We start from the raw sequence: 15071 nt of genomic DNA, 5'->3' as shown, positions 1-15071 counted from the left end.
AGGATGACGACGCTCTGCGTCACCTCCTGGAGCCCCCGATGCTGTGCCACCGCCCCCTTGTCCTCGCCCTGTCGCTGGCCTGTGCCAGCGCGATTCCACTGCTGCCTGCCAGTGCGCAGGCGCAGGCGGCCACCCGCCACTACGATCTGCCCGCAAAGCCACTGGCTGCCGCACTGGATGCCTACAGCCGCCTGAGCGGCGTCGATCTGGTGATCGGTGCGGCGCTGCCCGCCGGCCATGCCGCCCCTGCCCTGCGCGGTGATTTCGACGACGCCCAGGCATTGTCCCATCTGCTCACAGGCAGCGGCCTGCGCCCGCGCTTCATCGATGCACGCCGCGCCACCCTGGAACCGGCACCCGCCGAACGGGGTGATGGCAGCCGCCGCACCGGGCCGCTGCGGGTGCAGGGCGATACCGCGCACGGCCATGCACCGGGCGCCGGCGCCAGCCAGTACGTACCGGCCACCCGTGATGGTTTCGCGCCCACGGTCGGCAGCGAGCGTGTGGCGGTTGCCGAACGCCAGGAAGGCAACAGCCTGCTGCGTTCGATGCCCGGCACCCACAGCTTCCATTCGCGCAGCCAACCTGGCCTGCAGGTCAACATCCGCGGCATGACCGGCGCCGGCCGGGTCAACACCATGATCGACGGAGTCACCCAGACCTTCCGCAACAACGCCGGGCATGGCTCGGGTGGCCCGTTCGCCTATGTCGACCCGTTCCTGCTGGCCGGCGTGGACGTGCAGCGCGGCGCGGTTGCCGGCAGTGATGGCGCCGGTACGCTGACCGGCAGTGCCAATTTCCGCACGCTGGATATCGAGGATCTGCTCGGCGAAGGCCGCGACTGGGGCCTGCGTGCGGGCTATCGCCATGGCAACAACGGCTATGGCAGCGGCCGCACCTTCGCCGGTGCGTGGCGCCACAGCGAGGACGGCGGTGACCGCCAGTTCGGCCTGCTGGCCGCTGCCAGCAGCAGCCGCAGCAACGAGTACGCCACCGCACGCGGGCAGAAGAACAGTGCCGACCCCGGCAGCCAGCAGCCCAGCAGCTGGCTGTTGAAAGCGCGCCTGCAGCCGAGTGACCAGCATCGGCTCGACCTGAGCCACATGCATTACGAAAACGACTTCTACCACAACTACCCGTGGCAGATTTCCGCGCGCAACCAGCGGGCCAGCTACCACTACACGCCCTATTCGCCGTGGATCGACCTGCGCGCGACCTTCGCCAGCAACAAGACCCGGCTGTTCTATCCGCCGGTGGAGGATTCCAGCTACATCGGCCGCCGCACACACAGCAGCCTGAGCAGCTGGACCGTAGACAACACCAGCCACTTCGACATCGGTGCGCTGCGGGCGCGCTGGAATACCGGCATCAAGCACCAGTCGGACATCTACGTCGCCGACACTCCCACCCTGCGCGGCGCCAATCCGCAGGGCCGCAGCCAGCTCGACAGCGTCTTCAGTACGCTGGAACTGCAGTACGACATCTATGCCCTGACCGCCGGCCTGCGTCAGGACCGCTACGGCATCCGCGGCCATATTCCGGTGTGCTCGGATGTGCCGGGCCAATGCACGGAGATCAATGGCGGCGACATCGACGTGCGTCGCACCGAGCGTGCACTCAGCCCCAGCCTGGCGGTCTCGCTGCAGGCCACCGACTGGCTGCAGCTGTTCGCCGAAGCCTCGCGCACCTCGCGGCCGCCGCGGGTGCAGGAGATGTTCTTCGAGAAGATTCCGCTGGAGGGCATGAGCGATGCCGACGGCGTAGGTGCCAATCCGTTCCTGCACCGCGAGCGCTCGCGCAACCTGCAGTTCGGCGCCAACCTCAGCACCGACTCACTGCTCGTCGAGGGTGACCTGGCACAGCTGCGGATCACCCGCTTCGACAACCGCATCCGCGACTACATCAAGCCGCAGTACCTGCTGATCGTGCATCCGCCGGAAGTGGAACCGTTCGTGGTGCCGATCGACAGCGATCCGCAGCTCAACGCCTGGACCGATGCACTGGACGTGGACGACTTCAGCACCACCACGCGCTGGATGAACCACCCAGGCATCGTGCGCATGCGCGGCATCGAGCTTGAGGCGCACTACGCCAGCGAGCACTACCACGCCACGCTCAGCTGGACCCGCTCGCGCACCAGCGCGCCGGCCATCGAGTTCGTCAACCTGGAAGACATCACCGCGCTGCCCGACCGCTACTGGACGCTGGACGTGGGTGGCCGCTGGTGGCAGCAGCGCGTGCAGGCCGGCCTGCGTGCCGAGTACTCCGGGCCGACCGAGGAAGGCTACGACTTCTTCCAGACCCGCAAGACCGGCGGCACCGGCGTGCTGCTGGACTTCTACGCCAGCTTCAAGCCCCAGGCCAACACCACCCTGTGGCTGAACATCGAAAACCTGCAGAACAAGGCCTATGACAACAATGCCTCGATCGACAGCATCTTCAGCCCGATCCTGGACCGCGGCAACGGCCGTGGCCGCACCGTTTCGATGGGCATCAATGTGGCGTTCTAGCCGTCGCTGGCTGCCCGTGTGCCTGCTCGCGCTGGCGACAGTGACCAGCGCGCAGCCGATGCCCGGCAGGGTGATCGACCTGGCCAGTGGCCAGCCCCTGGACGAGGCCGCGTTCGTGAAGCGCGCGGCCACGGCCCAACGGATGCTGCTGGGCGAGCGCCATGACCTGGCCGGCGACCATGCCGCCCAGCGCTGGTTGCTGCAGGTCCTGCAGCAGCAGCGGCCGCAGGCTGCCCTGGTGCTGGAGATGATCGCCAGTGAGCGCCAGCCACGCCTGCAGCGGGTGCAGCGCTGGCTGGCCAAGGGCAACCACGCCAACGGCACGCGCCTGCAGGAGTTGCTTGACTGGGATGCGCGCTGGCCGTGGACGGCCTATGGCGGGCTGGTACAGGACGCCACCGCTGCGGGTACGGCCCTGTTCGGTGGCAACCTGTCGCGCGCCGAGGTCAACACGCTGCTGGCTTCGACCAAGGCAGTCCGGTTCCCGGTTGCCACTGCACGGCAACGCCTTTCGGCGGTGGTGCTGGCCCAGCATGCAGAGGCCGCGCCGATGCTGGACGGCATGCTGGCCGTGCAGCAGGCCCGCGACAGCCGCATGGCGCAGGTGCTGACCCGTGCACCAGCACCGGCGCTGCTGGTTGCCGGCCGCTGGCATGTACTGCGCGGCACCGGCGTGCCGGGCTACCTGCCGCCAGAGGCGCCGTCCCTGGTGATCGCACTCGCGTCACCCGGCGAATCCGTCGACGCCGCCGATGCCGATCTGCTGTGGGTGCTGGACGATGAGTGAGCGCGGCCAACACTGGCAGGCCATCGCGATCACCATCGGGCTTCACCTGCTGCCCTTGCTGCTGCTGGTGCATTGGGTCGCCACGCCGCCCATGCTGCCGCCACCGGAACAGGACGTGCGCATCAGCCTGCGCCTGCTGGCACCGGCCACTCCGCCACAGCCCGTAGAGGAACGCCAGGCCGATACGCCCAGCCAGGCACAACAGGCACGCGCGTCACAAGCCACAAAGTCGCCTCCGCCGCCCACGCCCACCGCCGCACGCGAAGGCGAACTGGCTGCCAGTGAAACCGGCGGTCGTGGCCGGCAACCGCTGCCGGTCGCCCCGCCTGCGGCCGCGACCGATGCAAGTCCCGCACCGGCATCGATCACGGCCGCGCCGCCCGCTCCGGACGCGCCACCGGCAGACTTCCAGGCCGGCGCCGCCAGCGACCAGTGGGAAGCCCGCCTGATGGCGCGGCTGGAGCGTTACCGCTATTACCCCGCCGCCGCGCGCTCGCGTCGCCAGCAGGGTACGGCGTGGGTCAGGGCCAGCATCGACCGTGAGGGCCGCCTGCTGGCGCTGCGGCTGGAGCAGTCCAGTGGCCAGCCGATGCTGAATGACGCCGCGCTGCAGACCTTCCGTCGTGCGCAGCCGCTACCGCCCATTCCCGCCGAGCTGAAGGCGCCGCAGGAACTGGTGGTGCCGGTGGAGTACTACCTGCGCTAGACGATCCAAGCCTCCGCCTTGATGTCGGGGATTGCCAGGCAGTCTGTAACCTCAACTCTGGTTGAGGTCAAATGGAACTGGCGCAACAGAGTAGTCCGCCATGCGCAACGATTGCGTCCACTTGCAGAGCCGAGCCCATGCTCGGCTGCCGTTCGCGTGGAGCAGCCGAGCATGGGCCCGGCTCTACAGTTCCGGGGTCACGTCCACGCCGGGTCGGCAGTAAAATCAATGGTCAGCCAGAACGTGCTGGCACGGGCATCCAATCGCACCGCGATCTCATCGCGCATCGCGTCGACATCACCGACCGAACCCAATGGCGTGGCCGGGTCGGCCAGCACATGGATCTCGATGAAGCGCATCCGCCCCATCTTCGCCACGTGGCTGGTGAAGCCTGTATAGCCACGTTCGGCCACGAAGGCCTGCATCACCTGCTGCACGCGACCGTCCAGATCATCCGGCGCTACCTGCAGCACTTCGCGCATGGCCTTCCATGCACTGCGTGCCGGCACCGGCAGCACCGCCAGGCTGATCAAGGCCAGCACGATCGAATCCAGGTACGGCACCCAGTGGTGCCACTCACCGCCATGCAGCGCCAGTGCCAGCACGAAGGCCAGTACCACCGCCAGGCTCATCAACCCACCCAACAGCCAGCCACGCACGTCCAGCCACAGCAGCGCCGAGCGCAGATGCCGCGCCCGCTGCGCGACGAACGCCGCCATCGCCAGGTTGCTGGCACTCAGCAACGCTGCCCACCACAGCGCGGGCCCGAATTTCACTTCGTGCCCGCCCGTGGTCAGGCCGATCACGGCGTTGGCCAGCGCGTACACGCAGGCCAGCGACAGGATCACACCGCCCAGCGCCTCGACCATCGGCTCCAGGTGCCAATAGCCGTACTGGAAGCGTGGGCTCTGTTCCCGCGCCACCAGCCGCAACACCGACAACGACACCAGGGTCAGGGCAACGTCGACCAGGCTGTACACGCCGTCGAACAGGATGGCCTGCGATCCCACCAGCAGGCCACCACTGAAACCAACCGCGCTCACCGCAAGGGTGACCCCGATCGAGAACGTCAGGATGCGTTGCTCGCGCGCGGTATCCATCGTTCGTCGAAGGGCCGACCGTTGCCGGTCAGGCCTTCAGCACCTCCACCTTGTACGAAACCGCACCATCCTCCTGCTCGATGATGAGCCCGTGCACGTCCGACTCGAAGCCGGGGAAGCGCGCGTTCTGCTCGCGGGCGATGCGCAGCGACTGGATGATCGGCTCGTCGCTGTCACCGAAGCGCTCGCCCGGCATGATGGTCGGAATGCCCGGCGGGTACGGTACGAGCATGGTCGCGGCAATGCGGCCGCTGATCTGCTCGATGTCGACCCGCTCGATCTCGCCCTTCACCAAGTGGTTGTAGGCATCGGCCGGGGTCATCACCGGCGTCGGCAGATCCACGTACATCTCACGCATCACCTTAGCCACCGCGAACTCCTGGTTGAACGCATGCAGCGCATCGCACAGGTCGCGCAGGCCCCAGCCGGCGTAAGCCACCGGGTAATCGGCGGCCAGCGTCGGCAGCGCCTGGGTCAGCGGCGCGTTTCGGTCGTACAGCTCCTTGAACGCCATCAGTTCGGTGACCAGGGTGCTCCACTTGCCCTTGGTGATGCCCATCGAGAACAGGAACAGCACCGAGTACAGGTTGGTCTTCTCCACGGTGATGCCGCGGCCCCACAGGAACTTGCTCAGCACCGCCGCCGGGATGCCCAGCTTGCCCATGCTGCCGTCCATCGCCAGGCCCGGGGTCAGCAGGGTCACCTTGATCGGGTCGATCAGCACGTAGTCGTCGACCAGGTTCTCGAAACCGTGCCAGTGCGCGTCCGGCTGCAGGTACCACTCCTCGCGCTTGGCCACCAGCGGTGCCGGCGTATCGCCCTTGTCCAGGCTGCGCTCGACCTGGGTCGGCTGCCACACGCTGAACCACCAGTCGTCGCGACCGAGGTCATCGCGCACGTGCAGCATCGCGCGGCGGAAGGCGATGGCCTCGTCGTGCATTTCCTGTACCAGCGAACGACCCGCATCGCCTTCCATCATCTTCGAGGCAACATCACACGCCGCGATCACGCCGTAATGCGGGCTGGTCGAGGTATGCATCATGAACGATTCGTTGAAGCGTTCAGCGTCCAGGTCGCGGCTGGCCGAATTGCGCACGTGGATCATCGAGGCCTGCGAGAACGCAGCCAACAGCTTGTGCGTGGAATGAGTGGTGAAGATGATCGCATCCTGCTCGCGCGGCTTGCCCTTGGCCATGCCGTAGTGGTTCTCGTAGAACGGATGGAACGCGGCATAGGCGTACCAGGCCTCGTCGAAATGCAGGAAGTCGACCGCGCTGCCGATCTCCTCCGCGATTTTCTCGGCGTTGTAGCACAGGCCGTCGTAGGTCGAGTTGGTCACCACCGCGATACGCGGCTTGGAACCGGCCTGGTAGGCCTGGCTGGCCAGCGGATTGGCCGCGATGCTCTGCTGCAGGGATTCCGGGGTGAATTGGTCCAGGCTGATCGGGCCGATGATGCCGTGCGCATTGCGGCTGGGCGTGAAATACACCGGTACCGCGCCGGTCATGATCAGCGAATGCAGCAGCGACTTGTGGCAGTTGCGGTCGACGAAGACCACGTCGCCACGGGCCACGGTACCGTGCCACACGATCTTGTTGGCCGTCGACGTACCGTTGGTGACGAAGAAGGTGTGGTCAGCGCCGAAGTTGCGCGCGGCCTCGTCCTCGGCCTCCTTGATCGGGCCGGTGTGGTCCAGCAGCGAGCCCAGCTCCGGCACCGAAATCGACAGATCGCTGCGCAGCGTGTTCTCACCGTAGAACTGGTGGAAGGCGCGCCCGACCGGTGACTTGGTGAAGGCCACGCCACCGGCATGGCCAGGCGTATGCCAGGAATAGTTCGACTCCGCCGCGTGGTGGATCAGCGCCTTGAAGAACGGCGGCAGCAGGTTCTGCATGTAGTCTTCGGCCGCACGCATCACCTGACGCGAGATGAAGCTCTTGGTGTCTTCGAACAGGAAGATGAAGCCATGGATGTACTTGAGCAGCTTGCTCGGCACCTTCTCGATGGTACGGCGCTCGCCGTACAGGAATACCGGCAGGTTGGCCCGGCGCGCACTCTGCTCGCGCAGGAAGGCGGTCAGGCGCTGGAACTCGCCATCGACCTCCTCGCTGCCGTCGATCGAGATCAGCACCGCCGAAGCAGCCACATAGGTACGGGCGCCGGCACGGGCGTCATCCAGGTTCAGGCCGCACAGCACGCGCTGGTCATTGCTGCGCAGCTCTTCCACCAGCGCACGGATGAGGATGCCGCCGATGCGCGGCGAGTCGTAGTCACCGTCAATGACGATGACCGGATAATCCAGAGACTTGAAATACACGTTGATTCTCCTTGTCTAACTCAGGAACGCTGGGCGCCGGACGAAATTGCCGCCGCCTCGCGGGAACGCTGCCGCTGTTGGCGACGCTCCTCGCTGAAGAAGGGATAGAACACGGTGATGAACAGCACGAACAGGAAGGCGTACTGCACGATCGTTCCCGACGAGCCGTAGATCGCCCACAGGCAGTACACGACCGTCAGGCTGGTCAGGGTCCAGAACGCACCGGTGTGCACCAGCGTGTGCGACCGCTCCACCACGAAGTAGCAGGCCACGCACGAATAGATGTACGGCAGCAGCGTCAGCACCACCGCCGCCGAAGTGATCACGTCGAACTGGGCCGAGGCGGTCTTCGAGGTGGAGGTCACCAGCACCGCCAGGGTCATCAGCACCGCTACGATCAGCACGCCCTTGACCGGCACGTCATCCTTGTTGGTCTTGCTGAAGATGCTCGGGAACAGGCCATCGTCGGACGCTGCCTTGGCACTCTGCGCGGTCAGCAGGATCCAGCCACCCAGCGAACCGGCGGCACCAACGAAGGCACACAGGCTGACCAGCGCCCCGCCCCAGCCGCCCACCGCCTTGGCCGCAGCCAGCGCGAACGGTGCATCGGAGGTCTGCAGTTCACCGTTGGGGACCATGCCCATGATCACCGAGGAGCTTGCGATGTAGGCGATGGCGGCGAGGAACACGCCGGCCAGGGTGGCGCGGGCCACGTTCTTTTCCGGGTTCTCCACCACACCGGCGGTGACCGAAGCGGATTCGACGCCAATGAAGGCCCACAGGGTCAGTGCCGCGGCACTGGAGATCGCGCCGAAGTTCGACTCGCCGGACACGTTGTAGGCGCCCTTGAAGATGTCGGCATCGAAGAAGAACCAGCCGAAGATGGCGATGCCCAGGATCGGCACCAGTGCGAAGCTGGTGGTGACCGTCTGCACGCGGCTGACGAATGCCGGGCCGATCATGTTGGCGAAGCTCAGCGCCCACACCAGCACCAGCACCGCGATGCAGCGCACCAGCGGCTCGGACAGGATCGGGAAGAAGTAGCTGAAGTAGCCGACCGCCGCGATCGGGATGGCGACGTTGCCGATCCAGTTGGCGAACCAGTAGATGGTGTTGGTCTGGAAGCCCATGTAGGGCCCGAACCAGTCACGCGCATAGGCGTAGGGGCCGCCCGCCTTGGGTGCCAGCTTGCCCAGCTTGGCGAACACGAAGGCCAGCAGCAGCGCGCCCGCGGTGGTGATCAGCCAGCCCCAGATAGAGGCTGTACCAATCTTGGCCAGGCTGGATGGCAGCAGGAACACGCCTGAGCCCATCATGTTGCCGGCGACGAGGAAGGTGGCTCCGACCACCCCGATTTTCTTTGCTTCTGCCATGACAATCTCCTGTACTGGCATGAGCCCGGTACAACCGGGCGTGGGGACGGTTACGCTGGCGTACGACCGCTGGCGCCTATTTGATGAAGTTGTATTGCAGGCTGCCCTGCACCCGGACCGTGTCGCCGCGCGCGCCGCCCTGTTGTTCCAGACGTCCGTACAGCAGCTCCATGCCCATCGTCCACGACGGTGCCGGGCTCCAGATCAGATTGAACACGCCGTAACGGCTCTGCCGGAACGCGTCGGCCGCCAGTGCAGCATTACGCTCCAGGGTCAGCTGGCCGAAGATCAGGTTCGAACGCCACAACTCGGACCAGTAGTGGGTGTAACCCACAAAGCCGCCGTGCAGATCCAGTGCATCGAGGTGGCCATCGGCACCGACCACCGCGTCCAGTCCGGAGCCGGTCAGGTCAGCGGTGTAGCGGCTGAGGCCGCGCCCACCCAAAGCGCCGAACAGCAGCAGGTCGCGTTCGCCTACCGATGCCGAGCCGCTCAGCTGCAGGCCACCGGCCATGCGCCGGTCGCGCTCATCGTCACCGTCGTAGGCCAGGCTACGTGCCACCGCGCCCAACTGCAGGTGGCCCCAATCGCGCTCCATGCGCGCGGTCAACGTCACATCCGGCAGCCGGTTCACGGCGGCGCGCTCATCGCTGGCACCGGCAAGTTCGGTCTTCGGATCTTCTGCAGCGACGGTCAGGGTGTTGCCCTTGCCCAGCGCAAAGCTGTGATGGATGCCTGCTACCAGCAGGTAACCGGCGCCGCCGGGCCCTGCAAAGTCCAGCGTATCGGGCAGGCTGTCCGGATCCATGAAACTGGAATAGCCATAGCCGGCGTAGGTATTGCCGAGCTGGCCATAGGCATGGCGCAGGCGGAATTGGTAGCCATCGCTGCTGCCGAAGAAATCATTCTCCAGGTAGAAGCGCAGGTTGCCATGCGTGGTCGGGCGCCGTGCCTCGAAGCTGAAACGGGTCTGCTTGGCGTGGATGTTGAAGTTGGAGACATCGCGATGATTGCCGCCCACCGGCATCGACGAGGGGATGAACTGATCCTCGTCACCTGCTCCACGCGAATCGGCGATGGCATCGAGTTTGGCGTAGCCGCCGATACGGATCACCGTGTCGGTACCTGGAATAGCGAAGAAGCCCTTCAGATCGGGATCGGTCGGACCAGCAGCACTGTCGGGACGCGACGCAGCGGTGGACGGATCGGCCACCGATTCGCGCAGTGGCAGCACCGGCGGCGCCACGCCCGGCACCTGGGTAGGGTGCAGCAGGTTGGCGGTACCGGTGGGTGCGATCACGGGAGCTGGCAGCGATGCGCTGGCGGGTACAGCAGCCCCATCGTGCCGCTCGAGACGGTCCAAGCGCTGCTGCATGCCTTCAAGTGCCTGCCGCATGGCCGCGATCTCACGGCGCAGGGCCTGCGCGTCCTCCCGGTCATCCTGCTGCGCATACGCCGGTGTGATCACCAACGCGGTCAAACAGGCCAGACTCACTACCGCCAAGCGCATTGCATCCTCCCTGGAAAAACACTCGCAGCGCGATGGCGGGACGCACGCATGCGCCGCTCCGGCCTCACGTTACCGTTGCTGGAAATGCGGATACTGCGTTGACGACACCAGTCAGCCTGCACATCGCAGGCCACAGGACGATGACACTGTCCTGCCCACACCAATGTCGACGCCAACAAGGCCGCGCTGCCAGAGAGGTGGCGGCCGCAGCGGTCTGGGTAACAAGCACGGGGTGAGGTTGTCGTGAATGGCTGAGCCGGCCGACCCTGATCAGGGCGTGGCGAGCGCGGCATCCATCGCGCATTGACGCTGTATTCCATGCGTCACAGGCTAATTCACCTGTCGTTTTTGGCCTTGATTGGAATCAAGGCGCGAGGCTTGATGTCAGTCACTATTCAGACGTGATGACGAACAAGTCATGCGCAGGCCGCAATGTCGGTTTTGATCACGAAAAGCAACAGGCCCGCATGCTGCCATGCGGGCCCGTGGGTCATTCACGATGAGAGTCGCGGCTCAGCGCGGGCCCAGCACCGTCTGCAGGTCGGCACCCTGCGGCAGGCCGGCGCGACGCTGCACCTGGCCCTGCGCATCCTGGAACAGGATGCCTGGCGTGCCCTGGAAGCCCATCTCGATCATCAGCACCTGGTTCGCGTCGAGCTTGCCAGCGATCTCGCGACTGATGTTCGGCAGCGCTTTGATGCCACCGCGATCGAACTCATGCTCATTCTGCAGCAGCGCTGCACTCGGATCACGCGCAGCAAGGATGGCGGCCGCCTTGGCCGGACTGTCTTCGCGGATCACACCGACCATGATGTGACGCAGCTGGACCTTGCCCGCATCGACCCACGGACGCGCCGCTTCCCAGAACTTGTGGCAGTACGGGCAGTTGGCATCGCTGAAGGTGTAGACCACCCGCGGCGCGTCGGCCTTGCCATCGCGCACCCACGCGCTGGCCTCCAGCTTGGTCCACATTTTGGCCGACATCGGCTGCGCAACCAGTTTCTCAACGGCCTCGGCGGCCACGTCGTTGCCCTCGGCATCGAACAGGCTGCCAACCAGTACATGCTTGCCATCGGCAGTGACGTAAGCCGCGGCCGGCTGCTGGCCACCGACCACGCCGGCAAAGCCACGCAGGCCACCGGGGGCGTCGAATTCGGCAACAACCTCGAAGCCATGCTTCTCGATGCCCTTCAGCACAGCGGGGCGGTCGCCCTTGGCGGCGGAGGCCGCAGCACTTGCTGCCGGTGCCGCGGCAGCCTTGCCCGGCGGTGTCTGTGCCTGGCTGCAGGCGGCCAATGCCAGCATGACCGGCAGCAACAGCACCGCAGGGACGGTGCGCAGGGAAGTCGACAACATGGGAACTCCGTAGTGAGATGCCCGCGCAGGCTACCGCAGCCGGCGCAGTTTGTGTTCAAGACCGGCTGCGGTCAGTTCGCCGAGGTGCAGTTCGCGCAGGCGTCCTTCGGCATCGAAAAAGAGGGTCGACGGGTAGGCCTGCACGCCGAGCACGGTGGATGCTGCAGCGTCATCGTCGAGCAACACGTTGCCGAGCATGAGCCGCTCGCCGGCGATGAAACCCTGGACCTCGCCCAGGGTTTCGCCCTGGTTGAGGAATACGAACTGCACATCCGCGTGTGCCTGCTGTGCCGCCGCCAGCACCGGCATCTCGCGCCGGCAGGGCCCGCACCAGGTCGCCCAGAGATTCAGTACCAGCGGTTTACCCTTGAACTGCTGCAGATCAACCTTCCCGCCCTGCAGATCAGCCACCTGCAACGTCGGCAGCGGCATCTGCCGTTCCTGCCAGGCTGACAGCAGCTGGCTGCCACCTGCCCATAGCAACATACCAATCAACGCGCCGACCAGTACCGGCGCGCGCAGTGGGCGCCAACGCCGCAATCGCCACAGCCCCCACGCCAGCCCGGCAACAAGCACTACCGGCAGGTGGTAGCCGCCGTCTGCGATCTGCAGAATGCTCCAGGGTGCCTCGCGATACAAGGCAAGGTTCAAGGCAACGAAACTGATGCGGCCAAAGAGCAGGCCGATCAGCAACATGTCCAGCACCATGCTTGCCGCCGAGGGTAACGGCCCCCCGTCCTTCCGACGTGGCCATAAATGGGCCACAGCCATCGCCAGCAACACGCACGCGAGAATCAATACCACCGGCATCGGCACCGGTCCAACACTCGACATCAGCCCACCTGCCTCATTCGTTCACTGGCTGCATGGTCGAAGGGTCACGCCCACGTTGCAAGCGCGACATCTGATCAGGCGCTAGGCCGCACTGCGTCCCAACTGCAGTGCGGACGGCGCCTGCAGACCGCGCAGGCTGCCCGCCACCGATGGCATCAACGGCCGTTCACGCCGCTTGCTGTTGACATGGCGGCGATAATTGGCCGGCGTCATGCCGACAATGCGCAGGAACAGACGCCGGAAGGCACTCTGATCCGCGTAGCCCACGCCCCAGGCCACTTCATCGATGCCTGCCCCCTGCTGGAGCAGGGTCTGCGCCTTGGCGATGCGCAGCCGCTGGCAGTACTCGATGGGCCGCAGCCCCGTGGCCCGCAGGAAGCGTCGCTGCAGCGTCCGCGGCTCGAGCCCGGCAATCTCGCAGATCGCGGCGAGAGTAGCGCCGCGTGCCGCGGTGGTATGCAGCCAGCGCTGCGCTTTCAGCACATCGCGATCGCCATGGGCGAAGTTGGCGCTGAAACGCTCCAGATCCTGCTGGATCGTCGCCGGCACGGTGATTCCCAACTGCTGTGCCACCGCGCTGGCCACGCCCTGCCCGTGCAACCGGTACAGCAGGCGCAGCGCCAGGAAGCGCCAGGCCTGCGAACCGCCAACGGTCAACAGGTCGCCGTCATCGACCAGTGCGCGTTCACTCGGCACCCAGCTGGCAGCCTGTGCCTGCAGCCCGGGATGCCGCGCCAGATCAGGTCCACTGACGGTGCGCCCGGCCAGCAATCCGGCGCGTGCCAGTACGCTTACGCCATCACTGGCGGCCGCCAGAAGGCTGCCGCCGTCGTAATGAGCCCGCAGCCAGTCCAGCAGGATCTCGTCGGCACGCAGGCAGGCTCCGGGGCTGATCTGGCCCGGCACCGCGATCACTGCGGGAATGGCGGCATCGAGCATTTCCGCACCGGCGATGCGATGCACGCCGGTCTGACTGGCCGGCACGATCCAGCGGGTAACCAACACGCGCTTGAACGGCCGGCGCTGCTGCTGGGCCAGGCGATTGGCCACGTGCGCCATCTCTGCCAGCACCGAGGCGGCCGAGGGATCGCCTCCCGGGTACTCGACCACCGCGACCTCGACGAATCCTTCGTTCCTGAATCCTTCCACACACCACCTCCTCGGTTCGTTGCGGGCCATCGAATGGCCGGTTCAGGCGAAGGGTAGGAACTGGTCCAGCGGCAGGGCTATGAAGAAAGTTGCAAAGTGCGCTGAATACGCGGCTCGGCAGAAAGTCTTGACTCTTGACCAGACTCAAGGCTTCACAATGCGCGGCAGCATCCGCAGGAATCCGCCATGAACATTGGACAACTGGCCCGCCAGGCTGGCGTGCCCATCGATACGGTCCGCTACTACGAGCGCCAGCATCTGCTGCCCACGGCCGCACGTTCGGCCGGTGGCTACCGCATCTTCGGTGAGCGGGACCTGCGCCGGCTGCGCTTCATCCGCCGGGCCAAATCACTGGGCTTCAGCCTGGAAGAAATCGGCGAGCTGCTCGCGCTCAGTGATCGCCACCAGCAGGACATGGGCAGCGTCCGCGACACGGCCCAGGCACGCCTGCTGGATATCGCGCAGCGGATGGCCGAACTGCAGCGCATGCACAACGCGCTGTCACAACTGGTCGATGCCTGCCCGGGGCACGGCACGCTGGATCAATGCCCGATCCTGGCCGCGCTGACCAACGACACTGCATGAGCCCAGGCGAGCGAGATCCACCTCGCAATCGACGTGAAGAAAAGTGCAACAAATGCTTGCCAACCCCCTGGGGCAAGGCTATTATTTCGCTCCTCAGCGACGTGGGGCCATAGCTCAGCTGGGAGAGCGCCTGCATGGCATGCAGGAGGTCAGCGGTTCGATCCCGCTTGGCTCCACCAATCTTTCGGCATTAGGCCGTCGAAAGGTCGCTAAAGAACATTGATGAGAATTGCGTCCCCATCGTCTAGAGGCCTAGGACATCACCCTTTCACGGTGGCGACCGGGGTTCGAATCCCCGTGGGGACGCCACTCATCATGAACAACGAGGACCCGGCCGATAACCGGGTCTTTTTTGTTCACCGCCCACCGGCATTCAGGTTGTGGCGTTGCGGTTCCCCTGCCCTCATGGCTGCGGTTGATCCGGAACGAAAAAAGCTTAAAAAAAGCTTCCACAAATGTGAACACGCAGGTATGATGGGCGGCTCGGTAACACGGGGCCATAGCTCAGCTGGGAGAGCGCCTGCATGGCATGCAGGAGGTCAGCGGTTCGATCCCGCTTGGCTCCACCACTTTCGACATTAGGCCGTCGAAGGTTCTACAACTTGAAGTTTTTCGTGCGTCCCCATCGTCTAGAGGCCTAGGACATCACCCTTTCACGGTGGCGACCGGGGTTCGAATCCCCGTGGGGACGCCAGTTTCAAACGGACTCTGCTCCCAGCAGAATTCCGACGTTTCATGGGGCCATAGCTCAGCTGGGAGAGCGCCTGCATGGCATGCAGGAGGTCAGCGGTTCGATCCCGCTTGGCTCCACCACTTCGACATTAGGCCGTCGAAGAATCTACAA

Annotated in this window: 11 protein-coding genes and 5 tRNA genes; 9 read left to right on the top strand and 7 right to left on the bottom strand. The window is 65.5% G+C overall.

Annotated features, from left to right (window positions below; translation table 11 throughout):
- Positions 1-38: 38 nt before the first annotated feature.
- Genes V9K93_RS13790 through V9K93_RS13780 form a run of 3 tightly spaced genes read left to right on the top strand, consistent with a single transcriptional unit; the run spans position 39 to position 4003 of the window.
- On the top strand, positions 39-2510 hold the full coding sequence (locus V9K93_RS13790; protein ID WP_337302718.1) for a TonB-dependent receptor: 2472 nt from the start codon (positions 39-41) through the stop codon (positions 2508-2510).
- Positions 2497-3297 carry a ChaN family lipoprotein gene (locus tag V9K93_RS13785; protein WP_337302717.1) on the top strand — a complete coding sequence of 267 codons (801 nt, stop codon included), beginning with the start codon at positions 2497-2499 and terminating at the stop codon, positions 3295-3297. Before V9K93_RS13790 ends, V9K93_RS13785 begins: the two co-directional genes overlap by 14 nt.
- Positions 3290-4003, top strand: a complete 714-nt coding sequence (locus tag V9K93_RS13780) for an energy transducer TonB family protein (protein ID WP_046984676.1) — start codon at positions 3290-3292, stop codon at positions 4001-4003. Before V9K93_RS13785 ends, V9K93_RS13780 begins: the two co-directional genes overlap by 8 nt.
- A gap of 197 nt (positions 4004-4200) precedes the next feature.
- On the opposite strand, the gene V9K93_RS13775 is transcribed toward V9K93_RS13780, so the two are convergent.
- From V9K93_RS13775 to V9K93_RS13745, 7 genes are all read right to left on the bottom strand, one after another.
- Positions 4201-5103, bottom strand: a complete 903-nt coding sequence (locus tag V9K93_RS13775; protein WP_046984677.1) for a cation diffusion facilitator family transporter — start codon at positions 5101-5103, stop codon at positions 4201-4203.
- A gap of 28 nt (positions 5104-5131) precedes the next feature.
- On the bottom strand, positions 5132-7420 hold the full coding sequence (locus V9K93_RS13770) for an Orn/Lys/Arg family decarboxylase (protein ID WP_046984678.1): 2289 nt from the start codon (positions 7418-7420) through the stop codon (positions 5132-5134).
- Between the two features lie 20 nt (positions 7421-7440).
- Entirely contained in the window at positions 7441-8793 is a 1353-nt protein-coding gene (gene adiC / locus V9K93_RS13765) for an arginine/agmatine antiporter (protein ID WP_046984679.1), read from the bottom strand.
- Positions 8794-8869: 76 nt separating this feature from the next.
- Positions 8870-10303, bottom strand: a complete 1434-nt coding sequence (locus tag V9K93_RS13760) for a DcaP family trimeric outer membrane transporter (protein WP_337302716.1) — start codon at positions 10301-10303, stop codon at positions 8870-8872.
- 513 nt (positions 10304-10816) lie between these two features.
- Positions 10817-11659 carry a thiol:disulfide interchange protein DsbG gene (gene dsbG / locus V9K93_RS13755; protein WP_253079094.1) on the bottom strand — a complete coding sequence of 281 codons (843 nt, stop codon included), beginning with the start codon at positions 11657-11659 and terminating at the stop codon, positions 10817-10819.
- 30 nt (positions 11660-11689) lie between these two features.
- Entirely contained in the window at positions 11690-12493 is an 804-nt protein-coding gene (locus V9K93_RS13750) for a redoxin family protein (RefSeq protein WP_046984682.1), read from the bottom strand.
- Between the two features lie 81 nt (positions 12494-12574).
- Positions 12575-13642, bottom strand: coding sequence for a GlxA family transcriptional regulator (locus V9K93_RS13745; RefSeq protein WP_337302715.1), 1068 nt, complete (start codon positions 13640-13642; stop codon positions 12575-12577).
- A 186-nt stretch (positions 13643-13828) separates the two neighbouring features.
- Here V9K93_RS13745 and V9K93_RS13740 point away from each other — a divergent pair, with 186 nt between their 5' ends.
- From V9K93_RS13740 to V9K93_RS13715, 6 genes are all read left to right on the top strand, one after another.
- On the top strand, positions 13829-14227 hold the full coding sequence (locus V9K93_RS13740) for a heavy metal-responsive transcriptional regulator (protein ID WP_337302714.1): 399 nt from the start codon (positions 13829-13831) through the stop codon (positions 14225-14227).
- A gap of 103 nt (positions 14228-14330) precedes the next feature.
- A tRNA-Ala gene (locus tag V9K93_RS13735) sits at positions 14331-14406 on the top strand.
- A gap of 54 nt (positions 14407-14460) precedes the next feature.
- A tRNA-Glu gene (locus V9K93_RS13730) sits at positions 14461-14536 on the top strand.
- A 184-nt stretch (positions 14537-14720) separates the two neighbouring features.
- A tRNA-Ala gene (locus V9K93_RS13725) sits at positions 14721-14796 on the top strand.
- Positions 14797-14845: 49 nt separating this feature from the next.
- A tRNA-Glu gene (locus V9K93_RS13720) sits at positions 14846-14921 on the top strand.
- A gap of 43 nt (positions 14922-14964) precedes the next feature.
- Positions 14965-15040: transfer RNA gene (locus tag V9K93_RS13715), tRNA-Ala, on the top strand.
- Positions 15041-15071 lie beyond the last annotated feature (31 nt).

It is taken from the genome of Stenotrophomonas sp. CCNWLW162 (assembly GCF_037203745.1).
Taxonomy (GTDB): domain Bacteria; phylum Pseudomonadota; class Gammaproteobacteria; order Xanthomonadales; family Xanthomonadaceae; genus Stenotrophomonas; species Stenotrophomonas maltophilia_AQ.
Note: the sequence above shows the minus strand (reverse complement) of the source record. Positions and strands in the feature narration are given on the sequence as shown.

Excerpts from the sequence above, each read along its gene's own strand:
- V9K93_RS13790 (WP_337302718.1), top strand. The coding sequence starts at position 39 with ATGCTGTGCCACCGCCCCCTTGTCCTCGCCCTGTCGCTGGCCTGTGCC.
- V9K93_RS13785 (WP_337302717.1), top strand. The coding sequence starts at position 2,497 with ATGTGGCGTTCTAGCCGTCGCTGGCTGCCCGTGTGCCTGCTCGCGCTG.
- V9K93_RS13780 (WP_046984676.1), top strand. The coding sequence starts at position 3,290 with ATGAGTGAGCGCGGCCAACACTGGCAGGCCATCGCGATCACCATCGGG.
- V9K93_RS13775 (WP_046984677.1), bottom strand. The coding sequence starts at position 5,103 with ATGGATACCGCGCGCGAGCAACGCATCCTGACGTTCTCGATCGGGGTC.
- adiC (WP_046984679.1), bottom strand. The coding sequence starts at position 8,793 with ATGGCAGAAGCAAAGAAAATCGGGGTGGTCGGAGCCACCTTCCTCGTC.
- V9K93_RS13760 (WP_337302716.1), bottom strand. The coding sequence starts at position 10,303 with ATGCGCTTGGCGGTAGTGAGTCTGGCCTGTTTGACCGCGTTGGTGATC.
- dsbG (WP_253079094.1), bottom strand. The coding sequence starts at position 11,659 with ATGTTGTCGACTTCCCTGCGCACCGTCCCTGCGGTGCTGTTGCTGCCG.
- V9K93_RS13750 (WP_046984682.1), bottom strand. The coding sequence starts at position 12,493 with ATGTCGAGTGTTGGACCGGTGCCGATGCCGGTGGTATTGATTCTCGCG.
- V9K93_RS13740 (WP_337302714.1), top strand. The coding sequence starts at position 13,829 with ATGAACATTGGACAACTGGCCCGCCAGGCTGGCGTGCCCATCGATACG.